Annotated in this window: 22 protein-coding genes; 10 read left to right on the top strand and 12 right to left on the bottom strand. The window is 25.7% G+C overall.

Translation table 11 applies throughout. The features are described 5' to 3' along the window. Positions 1-34 precede the first annotated feature (34 nt). Both AC11VW_RS00110 and AC11VW_RS00105 read right to left on the bottom strand, forming a co-directional pair. Positions 35-259, bottom strand: coding sequence for a DUF2922 domain-containing protein (locus tag AC11VW_RS00110; RefSeq protein WP_484299357.1), 225 nt, complete (start codon positions 257-259; stop codon positions 35-37). Positions 260-344: 85 nt separating this feature from the next. Next, entirely contained in the window at positions 345-587 is a 243-nt protein-coding gene (locus tag AC11VW_RS00105; protein ID WP_484299356.1) for a DUF1659 domain-containing protein, read from the bottom strand. 529 nt (positions 588-1116) lie between these two features. Here AC11VW_RS00105 and AC11VW_RS00100 point away from each other — a divergent pair. Then, positions 1117-2259: a replication initiation protein gene (locus AC11VW_RS00100; RefSeq protein ID WP_484299355.1), complete on the top strand. Its 1143-nt coding sequence runs from the start codon at positions 1117-1119 to the stop codon at positions 2257-2259. A gap of 775 nt (positions 2260-3034) precedes the next feature. After that, entirely contained in the window at positions 3035-3370 is a 336-nt protein-coding gene (locus AC11VW_RS00095; RefSeq protein ID WP_484299354.1) for a hypothetical protein, read from the top strand. A gap of 430 nt (positions 3371-3800) precedes the next feature. Here the strand turns inward: AC11VW_RS00095 and AC11VW_RS00090 are convergent, their stop codons facing one another. Further along, positions 3801-3983, bottom strand: coding sequence for a DUF2922 domain-containing protein (locus tag AC11VW_RS00090; protein WP_484299353.1), 183 nt, complete (start codon positions 3981-3983; stop codon positions 3801-3803). A 184-nt stretch (positions 3984-4167) separates the two neighbouring features. Between AC11VW_RS00090 and AC11VW_RS00085 the strand changes: the two genes are divergently transcribed. Further along, positions 4168-4467, top strand: a complete 300-nt coding sequence (locus AC11VW_RS00085; protein WP_484299352.1) for a hypothetical protein — start codon at positions 4168-4170, stop codon at positions 4465-4467. A gap of 176 nt (positions 4468-4643) precedes the next feature. On the opposite strand, the gene AC11VW_RS00080 is transcribed toward AC11VW_RS00085, so the two are convergent. Together AC11VW_RS00080 and AC11VW_RS00075 are read right to left on the bottom strand one after the other, a co-directional pair. Beyond that, positions 4644-5423, bottom strand: a complete 780-nt coding sequence (locus tag AC11VW_RS00080; RefSeq protein ID WP_484299351.1) for a permease prefix domain 1-containing protein — start codon at positions 5421-5423, stop codon at positions 4644-4646. 1 nt (position 5424) lies between these two features. Beyond that, positions 5425-5754, bottom strand: a complete 330-nt coding sequence (locus AC11VW_RS00075; protein WP_484299350.1) for a PadR family transcriptional regulator — start codon at positions 5752-5754, stop codon at positions 5425-5427. Positions 5755-6101: 347 nt separating this feature from the next. Here AC11VW_RS00075 and AC11VW_RS00070 point away from each other — a divergent pair, with 347 nt between their 5' ends. After that, on the top strand, positions 6102-6320 hold the full coding sequence (locus AC11VW_RS00070; RefSeq protein WP_484299349.1) for a hypothetical protein: 219 nt from the start codon (positions 6102-6104) through the stop codon (positions 6318-6320). A gap of 163 nt (positions 6321-6483) precedes the next feature. Here AC11VW_RS00070 and AC11VW_RS00065 read toward each other — a convergent pair whose 3' ends face one another. After that, positions 6484-7239 carry a YoaP domain-containing protein gene (locus AC11VW_RS00065; protein WP_484299348.1) on the bottom strand — a complete coding sequence of 252 codons (756 nt, stop codon included), beginning with the start codon at positions 7237-7239 and terminating at the stop codon, positions 6484-6486. A gap of 591 nt (positions 7240-7830) precedes the next feature. Here AC11VW_RS00065 and AC11VW_RS00060 point away from each other — a divergent pair. Further along, a complete protein-coding gene (locus AC11VW_RS00060) occupies positions 7831-7959 on the top strand; it encodes a RepB family plasmid replication initiator protein (protein WP_484299347.1) in 129 nt (42 codons plus the stop codon). Next, positions 7956-8183, top strand: a complete 228-nt coding sequence (locus tag AC11VW_RS00055; protein WP_484299346.1) for a hypothetical protein — start codon at positions 7956-7958, stop codon at positions 8181-8183. The genes AC11VW_RS00060 and AC11VW_RS00055 overlap by 4 nt, the downstream gene beginning before the upstream one ends. 424 nt (positions 8184-8607) lie before the next feature. Here the strand turns inward: AC11VW_RS00055 and AC11VW_RS00050 are convergent, their stop codons facing one another. From AC11VW_RS00050 to AC11VW_RS00040, 3 genes are read right to left on the bottom strand one after another with little or no spacing between them, the layout of a single operon-like run. Beyond that, positions 8608-8724, bottom strand: a complete 117-nt coding sequence (locus tag AC11VW_RS00050) for a DUF2922 domain-containing protein (protein WP_484299345.1) — start codon at positions 8722-8724, stop codon at positions 8608-8610. Positions 8725-8776: 52 nt separating this feature from the next. Continuing rightward, complete coding sequence (locus AC11VW_RS00045; protein WP_484299344.1) at positions 8777-8965, bottom strand: hypothetical protein; 189 nt, start codon at positions 8963-8965, stop codon at positions 8777-8779. A 10-nt stretch (positions 8966-8975) separates the two neighbouring features. After that, complete coding sequence (locus tag AC11VW_RS00040) at positions 8976-9131, bottom strand: hypothetical protein (protein WP_484299343.1); 156 nt, start codon at positions 9129-9131, stop codon at positions 8976-8978. A gap of 208 nt (positions 9132-9339) precedes the next feature. On the opposite strand from AC11VW_RS00040, the gene AC11VW_RS00035 reads away from it, so the two are divergent. Further along, positions 9340-9861: a hypothetical protein gene (locus AC11VW_RS00035; protein ID WP_484299342.1), complete on the top strand. Its 522-nt coding sequence runs from the start codon at positions 9340-9342 to the stop codon at positions 9859-9861. A 52-nt stretch (positions 9862-9913) separates the two neighbouring features. Continuing rightward, the gene (locus tag AC11VW_RS00030) at positions 9914-10171 is read left to right on the top strand and encodes a hypothetical protein (RefSeq protein ID WP_484299341.1); all 258 of its coding nucleotides are present in this window, start codon (positions 9914-9916) and stop codon (positions 10169-10171) included. A gap of 339 nt (positions 10172-10510) precedes the next feature. On the opposite strand, the gene AC11VW_RS00025 is transcribed toward AC11VW_RS00030, so the two are convergent. The 3 genes from AC11VW_RS00025 to AC11VW_RS00015 form a co-directional block, all read right to left on the bottom strand. Continuing rightward, positions 10511-10978: a hypothetical protein gene (locus tag AC11VW_RS00025; RefSeq protein ID WP_484299340.1), complete on the bottom strand. Its 468-nt coding sequence runs from the start codon at positions 10976-10978 to the stop codon at positions 10511-10513. Between the two features lie 161 nt (positions 10979-11139). Further along, positions 11140-12543 carry a bifunctional metallophosphatase/5'-nucleotidase gene (locus AC11VW_RS00020; RefSeq protein ID WP_484299339.1) on the bottom strand — a complete coding sequence of 468 codons (1404 nt, stop codon included), beginning with the start codon at positions 12541-12543 and terminating at the stop codon, positions 11140-11142. A 426-nt stretch (positions 12544-12969) separates the two neighbouring features. Beyond that, positions 12970-13269: a hypothetical protein gene (locus AC11VW_RS00015; protein WP_484299338.1), complete on the bottom strand. Its 300-nt coding sequence runs from the start codon at positions 13267-13269 to the stop codon at positions 12970-12972. Positions 13270-14196: 927 nt separating this feature from the next. On the opposite strand from AC11VW_RS00015, the gene AC11VW_RS00010 reads away from it, so the two are divergent. Beyond that, on the top strand, positions 14197-14892 hold the full coding sequence (locus AC11VW_RS00010) for a response regulator transcription factor (protein ID WP_484299337.1): 696 nt from the start codon (positions 14197-14199) through the stop codon (positions 14890-14892). A gap of 18 nt (positions 14893-14910) precedes the next feature. After that, the coding region (locus AC11VW_RS00005; RefSeq protein ID WP_484299336.1) for a sensor histidine kinase at positions 14911-16519 on the top strand (1609 nt) is incomplete at its 3' end.

Genomic DNA, 16519 nt, shown 5'->3' with positions numbered 1-16519 from the left:
CATTTCTTAGGTGCTTTGAGCAACGTTTCATGTGTTACGCAACTACAAGGTCATAGTCTGTAGTTTCTGTTTGAACAACTTTTGCTTCTAATGGAGTTTTTAAATCTTCGCCATTAGGGGCAAATATATTTTTAGCTACTATTAAATCCATTGCAGCTTTTATTTGTGCCTCTGTTAAATCTTCTTTTGGATCTGTTATGAATAAACTTACTTTTTTCCCACCTTCTGTTGAGAATGTCATTAAAAGTTTAACTTCCATTTCTTATTCCTCCTTTTATAAAATATTTTTTAAGCAACGGACCTGCGTTCTAAGGTCGTTGGTGATATTAGCATAGCGAATTTTCTTATGCACTTAAATTTGTGTTATCTTGCTTTATTATTGACATTAATTTGTGTTTTTGAAGTGATTGTAATGTTTCAGCAACATGATAAACATTAAGAGCAACTGCATCTGCTTTTACATTTGAGTAAGTTCTTGATTTTACTATTGTCTTTCCTTCGTTATTTAAGCCACAGTCAAATTTCATTTTTAATGAAGAACCTTCTTTAATTTCTACTATGCTTGAAACTAATCTTTCATCTGGCATGTTATTACCTCCTTTTATCGTTTGATTAATTTCATTGTATTAGATGATTCATGTTAAGTCCTAAAATATAGTTGAGTATTATTTTTGTGGAATATTGTTTTCGAAATTTGTTTGTCATATTTCTAAGTATGAGAGTATAGTAACAAAATCAGTGTTTATGTAGCTTTAAAATATAGACAGAAATAGGACAGATTAGTACAGAAAAATGACCTTTACTAGTCTTTACTAGTCTTTAATAGTATTTAAGAAAGTATTTAATAGTATTTAATAGTATTTAGACATATATGAAACGACTGGTATTACTTAGGTTTATGATTCTAAATATGACATATGGGAAGTCTATTATGACATATAGGAAGTTTATTATGACATATGGGAAGTCTAAATAGGACATATAGGAAATTTAATATGACACTTGAGAAGTTTATTATGACATATGGGAAGTGATAAATATGACACATTCAATAATCATTGTCATATTTACCGTATTATAGTATTATTTATTATATTGAAAAAGGAGAGGTGACAAATGAACAAAAATGATTTAAGTAAATGCTTAGGAACAGATGATGATATAAAGATATTGATGAAACATAATTTGTTAGTCAAAGCTAAATATAATTTAACTTTAGTTCAAAATAGAGTATTTGAGCTTTTATTATATAAATTTCAAAAAGAAAAAGAAGGTATTTTAAGCTGCCAGATACATAGGAGTGAATTAAGGTCTCTTATAGGTAAAGAAAAAGATAAGACAATAAAGGGTGTAAGTGATTTATTAGAATCTTTAAGAATAAAAGAAATTTTAATAGCTGAAAAAATCAAAAATAAGGATAAATATAAATGGCATAGATTTGGACTAATAAATGGTGCTACATATGATGAAGATACTGATACTTTTACGGTTAAAGCAACTGAGGAAATATATGCTTTGATACAAAATTATTATGACAAAAGGGAAGGTCATACACCGATTAACTTAATTGTGAAATTAGGTATGAATAATTACTATGCTCAAAGGTTATATGATTTATTGAGAGTGTGGAGTGGTACGAAAAAAATTATAAATTATAGAGTTGAAGAATTAAAAGAATTACTTCAAATAGAGGAAAAATACACATTATATGCAGATTTTAAAAAAAGAATTATAATACCTGCTGTAAAGGAGCTTAATAATATTGGATATTTTGAGATAGATATAAAAGAAAATAAGGTTGGTAGAAAAGTTGATTCTATTGACTTTATAGTTAAGGACTTGGACAAGCGAAAGTATTTTACTAAGGATGATGAAACTGTTAATAAAATACCTAAACCTATTAAATTAAAAGATTGTGCAATTAAAAGCGATATACCTATTGTAGAGGATGTAAAAGTTGAAACTACTAAGATATCTAAGAATGAAAGTGATTTATATATTCCAGATGAAAGTGTATTTACTAAAGGGACTTTGAGAAGTTTTAAAAAGGACTTTAAAGAAGTTGATTTTAAGAATAAATATATGTTAAAAGCTTTTGATGATGCAATAATGATAACTATGGATAGAGATGATGTAGAGACTATTAAGGCTACTTCATATAAGTTTTTCAAGAGTTGCTTAGATAATAAGATTATTGAATATGAAAAAGAAGAGCAAGAGGAGTTGGCCCATGAGATAGAACTTGATAAGTTTTGGTAAAAGTCACGTTATAGTGAAAAAATAAATATGCCATTGTGATAAAATATAAATATAGATAAAAGGGTTTTGCTGCAAAGATTACACATTAATTTGAACTATAATGAAATTTAATAAATAAAGTTATTATAATTCCATTTGAGAATGTTTTTAGTATTTCAGAATATAATTGCAAAAAAGCAATGGAAAGCCAAAAAAAATTAAGAGAATTAAGAAAGTCAAAAAAGTAATTTATTTAGGAGATAAAATAAATAGTAAGCAAGATTTAATATAAAGATAAAGCGCATAAATCGGCTAAAAATCAAGGTAAAATAGCCAAAGATAAAGGATTTTCAGATTCATACCTAATATAATTTATGTATAAGAGAACCTTGAAATAGTTTGATGATAACTGAAAACAGAATTAGCTGAAGAAGTAGAAGTTTTAAAAAGAGCACTAGACGTTTGTTAAATAACATCACTATAACATGAAATCTAAAGGCAGAGAAATTTGTCTTATTTTTAGAAATAAGACAGATTAGTACAGAAAAAGGGTCTTTAGGCCAACCTGCGTTTTTTCTGCAAAATTGCACCGAAGTTTGTTCAAGTTTAGCAATACCAATGAGTATATCGATTTTATTATAGATGATAATTTAATGAACAAAGTATAATATGTTGAGAATTAAAGATTGTTTGTATAATATTATATATAAATAGGAATTTGGCGGTGAGATTATTTTAAGTTAAAAATAATTGTTATATAATAAGAATTTTAAAAATGGGGCGAGGGAGTATAAGTGTGAAGAAAAGTGTATTTGGGAATTTTATTCCTATAACAACTATGTTAGTAGTAGTCATATTAGGATGTGTTTTTGGATTAAAGGGAGTATTTATAATTGGATTAGTAGGTATTGTACCAGTATCTTTTTTTGTAGAGGGAGTGATGTGTTCTAGGAAAAAAATAGGATGTATAATTCCATTGATTACATCACTTACTGCATTTTTTATTGTAATAATAATATTTATGAATGATTCTGCAAATGTATATTTAAAATACTGTGCAATAGCATATATTTTAGGATATGTACTTGAGAAGATGATTTCAATATTAAAAAATAAAATCAATAAAATGTAGATTAGAAATAAATTTTAAAAAGGGGGATTTAAATGGAATATATAGTACTTGTGGTTTATGCAATTCTAATACCATTGATTTTCTTTATATATAGTTTAATATCATATAAAAAGAAAATTATTATTTATACTATAAATAATAATAAAATGAAGGTTACAAAAGATTCTTATTATAGTTTCCAATTATTATTTTGCATAATTAATTGTATTTTACTAATTTTAGAGAGTGTAATGACTATTAATAGTATAAGTTTTTTTGTATGTTATTATATAGCTACATTTTGGTTGATGAATTATTTATTAAAGTCTATATCAATTAAAATGAAATATGTAATTATGAGTTGTGAATAATAACAAATTCCAATTTGTAGGACCGATTAAATATAAAACGAACAAATTAATTAACTTCTGTATTATGCAGTATATTCATCTCATACATGGTCAATAAAGTCTTGGTATTGTAGACTATTATAAAGAGACATAATAAAAGTGCCAAATATATTTTTAGCTACGATTAAATCCATTGCAGCTTTTATTTGTGCTTCTGTCAAATCTTCTTTTGGATCTGTTACAAATAAACTTACTTTTTTCTCACCTTCTGTTGAGAATGTCATTAAAAGTTTAACTTCTATTTCTTATTCCTCCTTTTATCATTTGATTAATTGTACAAATGGGAAAATACTATATTTAAAATGTATTCTTACGGAATAGTATTTGATTTACGTATATTAATAATAATAATAATCTGATTTAATAGATATATAAATTAAAATTTAAATATGAAGGGATTATAAATATATGATTATAAGAGTTAAGTTTGAAGGGGATTTCGATTTTGATTATATATACTGTCCAGAAAGTATATATATTGATAAGTATGAAATAAAACAATCTTTCTATAATTGGATTGATAATACTGAAGATGAACATCCATTTTGGCATTATAAAAATGGTCAAAGAATGGGATTATGCTATAGAGGTGAGGCTATAGTATATTGGTTGAATAAATATATTCTAAAACCTAATGATGATAAAGCAAAACTGATACATAGTTTTACATCTTATGATTTAAACTATGATTTGAAAATCGACTTATAGTTAGTAATTTTATCAAATTATGAATCAATGAGAGTAATAACATCAAAAATTATTGCTCTATTTTGTGTTCAATAAAATATCTCACAGTTTTTTAATGAATATAAAATCCGTGTACGTAAAAAATAGAGTAATAAACTTAATGCTATTACTCTATAGATTCATAATTCAATATTTTTTTATTTAACTAATAGATACATATAGATCATAAGTGATATTATACTTATAAAAATAGTAGCAATAAGAACATTATTAAGTATATTTTCCTGTGATGAATTCATTTGTAACACATAATAAATTTTATTATCACTAGATGACTTACCATTTAACATACTCGCATATTGAGATGTACGTGATATTGAATTTGAAGATTTTTCATTTTTGTAATTATATTTTAAATTTTTTATTGGTATGTAATTTTCAGGATCTATAGTTTGCATTTCATTATTCGGAGTATTATTCGGAATATTAGTATAAATTTTAAGCCACATTACATCTTTAAACTCTTTACTATTTAACATTTTATCCAATTCATTTTTATATGTATCTATAGTATTTATATCTTTTATTTTCATTATTTCATTTTCAACATTTTGAACAAGTGTATCTTGTTTGTCAAAAAAATAATTCTGAACACTAATAGGAGACCATAAACCTAACATTGATATGAGTGCACCAACTATAAAAATATTTCTGAAAATATTTTTGATTTTATTAGTATATTTGATATTTTTATCTGTGTTCTCTTTTAGCATTCTATGTAGTTCTTTTATCATATCTGAGCCACCATCAAATTTTTCAATAGCTTTTTTATATGATTCTTCATTACTATATCCCTTATGAATAAATTCATTTGAAGATAATATTAAGTGCTCCCTTAATTCCTCTTTAAGCTCTAATACTTCCTTACTATTGTCATCACTATATAATGATTTTAAATAATTATCTATTATTACCATGTTAAATTCTCCCCTTTAAAAATTGTTCCATAATATTTTTAACAAAATCCCATTCTTGAACCTTCAAATCTAAATTTTTAATTCCATCTTCTGTAATTTTATAATACTTACGCCTGTTACCTGGACCTTGACTACTTTGCCAATATGATTCTATTAATCCTTTAGATTCTAGACGCTTAAGACATATATACATAGTTCCATCTTTTAACTCAAATGTAGTTTTGTCTAAAACTGTTTTTGCTATTTCAAAACCATAAGAATCATTTTTCTCTAGTATTGCTAATATCAATGTATCAATATGTCCTTTTAAAATTTCTTTATTTAATTCCATAACTTTATAACCTCAATTCTTTAAACCTCGTATTACAAGTATTTATATTTATATAGTAAAACAACAAACCTCGTAATGCAAGGTTTAAATCTAACTATGGCATCTAATACATTTTAAACCTAAATTGTATTAGATGCAGGAGAAAATATTTTTTATGGAAGATGATAACTGAAAACAGAATTAGCTGGAGAAGTAGAAGTTTTAAAAATCAAAGAGGATTTAAAATGGAAAACAAGGCACTAGTAAATTTTGAATAAATACAAAGGTTAACTTCAATAGATAAAAAAATATTGGTAGAAAGAACATTAAAACTATGAGAAGAAGTAGGAGAAGTTGCTCAAGCTGTATTGAGTTATTCTAATGCCTGCGGATGTGGGTATAAGAACAAGTCAAAAGAGGATGTAGTGGAAGAATGTTTAGATGTTATAATAGTGGCAAGTGCAATAATAAGCCAAAGCTACGATAATATTATAGATTTAGAACATGTAAAAAATATATATAGTAAAAAACTTGATAAATGGAAAGAAAAGAGTGTAAATGTAAAAATAAGTAATTTAAACACTTGAAGTCTTTTTTGATTTAAGCTACAGTCCTCAAATTGTAGTTTTTTTGTATATAAAAAGTAATGTTTTATTGAACACAAAAATGATATTGATAATATTAAACATCACCAATATCATTTAGATTTATAATTAACAAATCTACTAATCAGACTTATGTCTTATATATTTATAAACCCATTTGAGTAATAATTTTTTCGAATTTCTTTTCAGATAAAATATCATTTGTTAAGAACTCTCCATTGTAAAATAGGCTATAAGTTGTAAATGGTGCTGGTGAATTTTGTGCTTGTTCTCGTGATTCAAATCGAATAGCCTTAAATGGAATATCCCTATCTTTTGCAATACCTTCAATAATTGGAACGTATTTTGCAGTAAATGGACATTGATGAGAATAGAACAGCACAAACCCAACTTCTTCTATATAAGGCTTTTTTACACTATCCTTAAAACAAGGTTTAGATGCATTTGTATCAAAAGGTAAGTAAAGAAGTTCATAGTACGGTTGTGCTGTATCTACAGATTCAAATCCCTTATATCGTAAAAACTTCGGGTCAGAAAGATAAGGCATTTTCTTTTTTGAAGATAGAACAACAAGTCCTTTTTTACCTTTAGCTTTACTGTCTTTGATACATTCATCTAAAAGTAAGTTAGAGTTTCCATGACCTTTGAATTTTCCTGATATCCAGAAACAATTAATAAACATATATCCATCGGCTTTAATAGGAACCCAAGCCATCTCAGAAGGTATGTATTCAATGAAGCATTTACCTCTGACATCTCCTTTTTTGAATACAATTCCATCATCAAATAGTTTGCCAAGCCAAGATTTTTTTGCTTGTACTTGACAGTCTTTATTATTAGCTATTGCACAGCAAATGTGTTCTTGTTCTAAATTGTCCTTTGTAACTGTAATAATATTCATATGATTTTCCCCCTTTTGCATTACATAATAATTAATAACTATAATTATAGTGTAAAATTAATCCTAATTAAACTAAAGTAAATACTGTTCCGTAAAATACATTTTAAACCTAAATTGTATTAGATGTAGGAGAAAATAGTTTTTATAGAAGATTATAACTGAAAACAGAATTAATTAAAGAAGTAGAAGTTTTAAAAAGGAGCAGCAGATGTTTGTTAAATAACATCACTATAACGTGAAATCTAAAGGCAGAGAAATTTGTCTTATATTTTTGTTTTATTTTTAGAAATAGGACAGATTAGTACAGAAAAATTCCCTTCGGTCATATCGCCAACGACTGCGTCCGTTGCTAAAAAGGATCTTTACTAGTCTTTACTGTATTTTAAAAAAGTATTTAAAGCATTTAAAGTATTTAGAGGGTATACACATATTGGAATTACTTGCATGTAGAGGGTGAAAGTAGACAAATTAGTACGTTAGGTAGACAAATCAGTACTTAAAGTAGACAACTTTAAAACTTGTATATGTTTATTCATCATGATATATTTGCTTTGAAGAGTGATTAAAATGGAAGAAAAATAAGAGATTTTAATGAAACATAATGATTTAGTTAAATCCAGATACAATATAACTTTGAATGAAAATAGACTATTTATATATATTTTATATAAGCTACTAAGATATCTAAGAATGAAATTGTATTTACTAAAGGGACTTTGAGAAGTTTTAAAAAGGACTTTAAAGCCATAGATTTTAAGAATGAATATATGGACAAGGCTTTTGAAGATGCTATATCAATAACTATGGAAAGAGATGATGTAGATAATATTAAGGTTAATTCATACAAATTCTTTAAGGGTTGCTTAGAGAATAAGATTATTGAATATGAAAAAGAAGAGCAAGAAGAGTTGGCTCATGAGATAGAACTTGATAAGTTTTGGTAAATATATAGATAAGCGAGATATAATAAAGATTAAATTATAGGGGGGATAATATTTGAAGAATTTTATATTTTTTGGTGCATTAGCATTATTATTTTTGCTTGGTATGGGACTACTATATTTTGGATTAAGCTTTATCATTAAACGTATTTTCATTTGGTTTAGGTGAGTTTTCTTTATAAATAAAGCTTGTACTATACCCTTTAGGTAGTAAATAATATTATTAGATTACAAACAAAGAGAGGGTAATTACATAATGTACCGATAGATACATTGTCATAATAGCGAGAAAACCTAAATGAGCCACTAATTGCACTAAATCTAGTTCTATTGACTTATTCCTTTGTTTAATCTATAAATATGCTAAGAAAGCCCCTCATTATCTCATAGGGACATTTCTTAGATGCTTTGAGCAACGTTTCATATGTTACGCAACTACAAGCCCATAGTCTGTAGTTTCTGTTTGAACAACTTTTGCGTCTAATAGAGTTTTTAAATCTTTGCCATTAGACGCAAATATATTTCTAGCTACTATTAAATCCATTGTAGCTTTAAAACTAAATGGGCGAGATAGGTCATATTTTTATTATGCTTATTTATAAATTATAATATTTTTCTAGTATTATTATTTTTATAAATTCAAAAATAATAATACCTACCCCTACTATTATCATATTTTTCACACTATTTTCTATAAAATTATAGTTGAATAATGCAAACACAATTATTAATAAAATTACATTTATAAATCCTGATGTCAAAAAAGCCTTATTTTTCTTTTTCATAAATAATCTCCTAATTGTTATCTAATTTTATACCTGTTCCTACTCTTTGAGTATAAACAACCTTTTTAAAGTTAGATGAACTATAAAAACATCTATCATACTCATATCTGTATGTAACAGGCACATTAATCTTGCTATTTCTAACATCAATTATTTGAAATTCCATAAATCACCATTTTCCTTCTTACCTTAATTTCTTTTAGTTTAAACTTTTTATCTATAAAAATAAATAAATTTATGAAATTTTCACTTGAAAATTAAGCAGTCTTAAAATGTATTTTTTATGAATAGTTACAATTTATTTGTTTGATTTTATAAAAATAAAAGTGGTAACATTAAATCAAGATATGACAATATAAGGGGTGAATAATGAAATGAAAAAATTACATAAACCAGCAATAGTAATGGTAGTAATAATAATAGGAATAACTTTATATTTTTGGCCTAGAGCATTTAAACATACATATGAAAATGTACAAGTTTATGAAATTGGAAATAAAGTAAAAAAAATTGATGTTAAAGTAGATGGAAAAGTATATAAAGAGAGGTTTATTTGGCAAAGACTTAAATTTAGTGAAGTCTTACGTGGTAAGGTTACTATAGAAAATAAAGATTATTATCTATTTCCGATGGATTCTTATATGTTTCCAGATGAAGATGGGAATTACACTGATAATGATATATATTCGGCATCTTTATCAACTAGCCCAGATGATGCACGTAATGAAGTATATGATTTTGATTTAACTCATGATAAAAGTAAACTTTATATAAGTTCAATGGATTCTGAGTTAATAGATTTTTCAAGTAACACTTTTATTCCTTCTAAAGAATTTATTTATCCATTAAAGTCAGATGCAGACTACAAAAAAATAAAAGAGATGATGGAACCCTAAAATTAGTTCTTTATAAAATAATTTAGACATGTCACTATATCGTGAAACTTATTTGTACATAACATATAGGATTATTGCACGATATCGAGAATATTTAAGGCCAAAAAGATTAAGGTTAAAAGTTAGTGGAAATATTAAAGTTATAGCTGCTGCAATTAAAGATAATTTAATAGAGTTATTTGGGTTAGAAAAATCTAATGATGATACTTTGTATAAGGTTTGTACTGACGCTTATAAAGATAAAAATAATGCTATAAATCAAGTAAAAATAGCCAAAGATAAAGGTTTTTCAGATGCATATATAATATAAAGATAAAATTAATTAAAGGCAGAGAAATCTGCCTTTTTTAGTTATGTATACTTATGATACTAAACAATGACACTACTTTAGGTATTTAAAACAGTATATAAAAACTAAGTATCAAAAACTTAAAGTTATGACACTTTTATCTTTTACATATATCAAAAGTGTTTATGATAAGAAATGTTTTTTGAACACTAAAAAGAGCATCACTCATTAATGCTCCTTAGCTCTAAGTATATTAAAAATATTCGCCTAAAGTTAATTTAATCTACTATATAAATTGGAATTTATATAATTAGTTAAGCAAAATATTTCTATATAATTGTTAATTCAACTGTATAAAATCTATAAGCAAATTTCATGACTTAATGCTAAAATATAAAAAATGCCACCTTGTGTTTGTTGTTGATATAGTTTATATTTATCTATTTCTTCTACTACTTCATTTAATGGTTCTCTGCAATTTAACATATCATTTTCATCCTTAGGGTCATAATCATAATTACCATGATATAAATATCCTTCTAAACGGTTATTAAATATTTTTTCTACCATCTTTATTTTAGCTGTAGTATCAAAAATCTCATAAAATCCAGATAATTCTAAGCCTATAAAATTATCAAAGTAATTTATTTCAAAATCAATGGCAATAACTCCTTTAAAGATAATTGAAGCATTAGTTAATATATCTTCTTCATTATAATACTTGATATGAAATTCTACTTCACTATCGGTGTATTTTTGATTAATATTGAGTTTTTTCATTGTTCCATCAAATGTACTTAATATTAGTTTTGATTTAATTTGTTTCATTTTCCCCTCCATAAACGTCTATTTATCTGTATTATATTAAAATAACCCTTATTGAACAACAAAATAGAGTAATAACATAACTATTACTCTACTTGATTCACACTTTAATAAAATTGCTAATAAGATATTTATGATACTAAGAAATATCCATAGAGTATTTTTTATAGATGCTTTAAGTGAGCAGTAAGCCACAGTTGATCAATATTAACTTTAAACTTATCATTCTCTTTAGGGTAAATAGTTACAACATTATCTTTATATTCTGATTTGTCAAATTGAAAATCCATTAGGAAATGTTTTTCATAGCCATATAAGTAACAAACAACCTTATTGTTTTTCATAAATATCATTTGTATCATATCTTCACTTTCGGTTTTTTTAATATCTTGCCACTTATAGCCTATAGTTTTGTATATTTTCTCAGGTGAAGTATATGGCTCAAATACATACGCCTTGTCCCAATCAAAAGGGGTTAAATCACTTAAATTAATTTCTTTGGGACTTTTATCTGATTTTTCATTTTTATCAATAAATTTTAAAACTTTATCAACAAAATCTTCTAAATTTTTATCTTCTTCACTTTTTTTAAATTTAACTATTTTACTAGATTTATCTATTACATTCCATTTATTATTATTTTTTTCAAATTTGAAATTAATTTTGGAAATGCATTCTCCATATTTTCCGGGTTGAGTAACCATAACTTTTTCACCAGCTTTATTTTTATAATCATGTTGTTCAAATTCCTTATGTGTATGACCTGCTACAATGGCATCTATACCATCAACTTCTTGTGCTAGTTCTTGTATCCTATTTCCAGGGTATTTAATTTTTTCACTTTTTTCTCCAGAATGTACAACAGCTACTATAATATCTGGTTTATCTTTTTTCATAACATTTACCCATTTTTTCGCATCTTCAACTAAATCACCCATATACAACTTACCATCGTAACCTTGAAAATCTTTTAATCCTTCAGATGTTGATTTTACATCTCCATTTGCTAAAGTATCATAGGTTTTACCTACTTCTTGTATAGTAAGTCCTAATACTCCTAACTTAACGTCTCCTTCAGGCGTTGAAATATTTTTTATTACATAAGGTTTTACATAATTTTCTCCATTTTTTTTATATGTATTTGCGGATAGAACATCTATATCTTGTTTTTTAAAATCAGATACCATATTATCTAATTGAAATTTATTATTTTCTATAAATTCATGGTTACCAAGTACCACAGTATCATATCCAACTTCTTTCATTTCTTTTGCAATTGGAACTTCTAGATAACTCGAATCATATTTATCATCGCTCCATTTCGAATCAAAATATTTATTCATAGCTGAGCCCCTTTTACCCCAATCAAAAAAATCTCCACCATCTACTAAAATCGTATTTTTATTTTTAGATTTTTCATCTTTTACATAAGAAGTTAACTCATAAGGTAAATACCCATGCAAATCAGTCGTAGCTAATATATTTACATCTATACTATTTGTTGAACTACACGCTGTCATTAATAGCATGTACACTCCTAATAATCCCATTATCATTCTTTTTTTCATAAAATCCCCAATCCCTTTTACTATTTTTCACAAAGTTAATATAGAAATTTTTCAATATAATAAAAAATTCGCTTCGCTCATGTCGCCAACGATATACCTTCGCTCCCGCTTCAGATACATCCGTTGCTCAAAATGTCATTTTTTACGTTTCCAAATGCATTAGTATTACTATTATTCATAGGTTATCCATAGTTTTTTAATGAATATAAAATCCTTGTACGTAAAAAAACTTCGCTATACACGTTTTATATAATCTATTAATTAGCCTTTGTAAGTAGTCTATCGCTCTTTTAGTTTATACAACACTATTTAAACATTGAAATTATTCTATAAAAATAGATTTAGAAACTACTATTATATTTAATGCACTATTCGTTTTTATAAGGTCGTTACTGTAGAGTTCTGACACCTATTTATATATATATGCTATTTCGGTATAGGAAAATATTTATCAAGAAGTACCTTAAGTGTAAACCCTAATATAAACATAACTATAGCAACTATTAAAATACTTACAAATTTATTAACAATAGTAGCAATTCCAAATACAAGAACAAGCGAAATGCACTCTAATCTTAAACGTTTATCATAAGCCTTATATTCTTCATCTGAAATTCCAGCATCTTCAAGACGTTCTAATTTAACTAGTCTATGATACCTATTAGAACTTGAATATAAAACACCTAAAACCAAAACCAGACCTATTATACTAAAAATATCAAACATAATACCCACCTTCCTTAGTTAAATACATCTTACCTAGTTCATATTACCAAATATAACCATAAGATTAATAGTTTTTTTATATTATTTCACCTAAAAAAGCCAATGTTGCTGAGATATGATATCTTGGAGTTGTACATAAAAATATCAATATAATTTCTTGAACATCCTACTATTGAGTTAACTATAGTCATTGAATTGTAATAAGAGTTCACGATAAAAAATGTTTTATGTTCAATAATATTAAAAACTATAGGATTATTTATCTTTTTTGCTTAAAATTTTAAGTGAAAAAGAAAATACAATTAATAATGTTATTTGTGTACTATAAAAAACCATTGAACTGATTTTGCCTACATAAAATAGTGTAAGTAAAATTAAAGTTAATACTGTTGCTATTATTCTTAGAATAAGGATCTTCATTTTAAATATTTCTCCTATTGAAATCTTATATTTTGTATTGCTGAGCTGTACCAGGTGCTAAAAATTTAATTCCTACTTTTATATAATTATAGTCAGAACATATTCCTCCAGGACAAGTTGACATAACTACTCCTAATGAACCTACAACTTTTGCAAGGAGACTCTCCTCAATCCAAAGGCCTCCAATGGTACATCCCGTTCCTATTTTTCACATTGTACTCTTATATACATATATTATAACATTAATGGAAAATAAAGGAAAATCAATGTTTTATTGAACACCATATATTAAAAACCTATGTAAACTATCCTTAAGTGGTTGACCAACACGTTGCTCAAAGCGTTAGTGAAGATGTTTATATTTATCCTAATTATTAAGAAAATCTTAAGAATTAGGATAAGTTTTTCGTAAGATTTTGACTTTAGTATATATATATAACAAAAATTAATACAAGAAAGGGATGGTGTATAATAAACAAAGATGAATAAAAGAAGTGAGGGGAATATATGAGAAATGTACTTGTAGTAGATGATGATAAAGAGATTGTAGACTCTATTGAACTTTATTTAAGAAATGAAGGCATCAATATACTTAAAGCTTACGATGGTATGCAGGCTTTAGATATATTAGTAAATAATGATATACACTTAATACTTATGGATATTATGATGCCTAAATTAGATGGTATAAACGCTACTATAAAAATAAGAGAAGAAAAAAGCATACCAATAATATTAGTATCAGCTAAAAGTGAAGACAGTGACAAAATAATAGGACTTAATATAGGAGCTGATGATTATATAACGAAGCCTTTTAATCCATTAGAGCTTATAGCTAGGGTAAAATCACAATTAAGACGATATCTTAAGTGGAGCAATAATAAGGATATAAATGATAATGAGGCATTAAAAAGTGGGGAGCTAACGTTAAATAAAAATACAAAAGAAGTTTTTGTAGAAGGGGAAAGTGTCAAATTAACTCCAATAGAATTTAAAATATTAAACTTATTGATTGCTAATAAGGGGCAGGTATTTTCAATAGAGCAGATTTATGAAAGAGTTTGGAAAGAAGATTGTTTTAATGCTGACAATACGGTAAGTGTTCACATTAGAAGGATAAGAGAAAAGATAGAGATAAATCCTAGGGAACCGAGATACTTAAAGGTTGTATGGGGAGTTGGTTACAAGGTAGAAAAATTATAAAATTAAAAGGGTGATTAGATGAGGAATATAAATAGTAAAAATTTAAAATATGTATTTTTGATAATAGCAACAATATCATGGTCTTTATTTTTTGTAAATACACAGGAGATTTTTTCTGGTACGGCATACAAAATAGTAAAACCAGGAACTTTGCTAAATAAAGATAAAAAGATAATTTCAGATAATTTATATGAAACTGCAATATTTGAGAATGAATTTTTAAAAAATATAATTTTCACAATTCCTATAACAATATCAGAAAAGGGATATTATGATGAAGATAGAAATGGGGCTAAAGACGTATTAAAAAATGTAACTCAAACAAAATTCTTTATTGAAAATAAATCAAACAATAAAATTTATACTAATACAAAACATAAAAACATGAATGAATTTAAATCAAAAGAAAAGGATTATTGTAATATAGAAGTTGATTTTACAGATGATAAGACTTTGTATACTAAAATTATAGATAATGATAAAAAAGTCACACAAGTATATAGAAGAACATTTAAAGGACTATATGGTGAAAATGTAATAATAAATATGGCACTTCCTAAAAAACCTATTGAAAATAGCAAAGATGAATATTTCTATGACAATGATTTACTAAATTATTATAATAATTTTATCCATTATAAAGACAAAATAGATAAATTAATTTTAATTTCAATAACTACATTTTTAGTTGGAATTATATCTTCAATATTATGTTTAATAAATAAATCAAGATTGTTTAAATCAGAAAAATCATTATATAATAAAATACCATTAGAAATAAATTTATTAATTATATCTATAATGGGCTATTGCTCAAATCTTAAATTTAGTTATATCCCATCATTTGCTATAAAATTTGTCTTTGCATTAACAATTTTAGTTTTTATTGAAAACTTTATAGGACGTACAAATAAAAAAGATATATTTGAAAATAGCTTAATAAAAAAGATATTTAAACCAATAAATAAATTTTTTATTAGTATTAAAAAATATAGAAAAAGCACACCTTTAATAACTAGATTTATACTAATGGGAGTAGTATCTATTGTAATAATAGGTTTAAATATGGCATTTTTATACGCAACTTGGTATAGGTACATTTCTTTCTTGGAATTAATTATTTCAGTTTTAATTCCAAGCATTGCAATAATTATTATAGTTATATATGTTATTAAAAAATTAATATATTTAAATGTAATAATGGAAGGTATGCAAGAAATAAAAAATGGAAAAATTGACTATAAAATAGAAATACAAGGTAATGATAATTTCACAACTTTAGCTGAAAATATAAATAATATAAGCGAAGGATTAGACAATGCAATAGATGAAAAACTAAAAAGTGAAAGAATGAAAAGTGAGCTTATAACAAATGTTTCGCATGATTTAAAAACACCTTTAACTTCCATATTAAATTATGTTGATTTGCTTAAACAAGAAGATGTTAAACCAGAACATTTAAATGATTATATTGCAATCTTAGATCAAAAATCAAAAAGATTAAAAGTTCTTATTGAAGATTTATTTGAAGCAGCTAAAGCAACAAGCGGAACTGTAGAATTAAATATAGAAAAAATCCAACTAAATCAACTTTTAACTCAAAGTATTGCAGAAATGGAAGGGAAAA

Source organism: Romboutsia sp., from assembly GCF_056995035.1.
The sequence above is the reverse complement of the archived record's forward strand: the minus strand, read 5'-3'. Positions and strand labels throughout refer to the sequence as shown.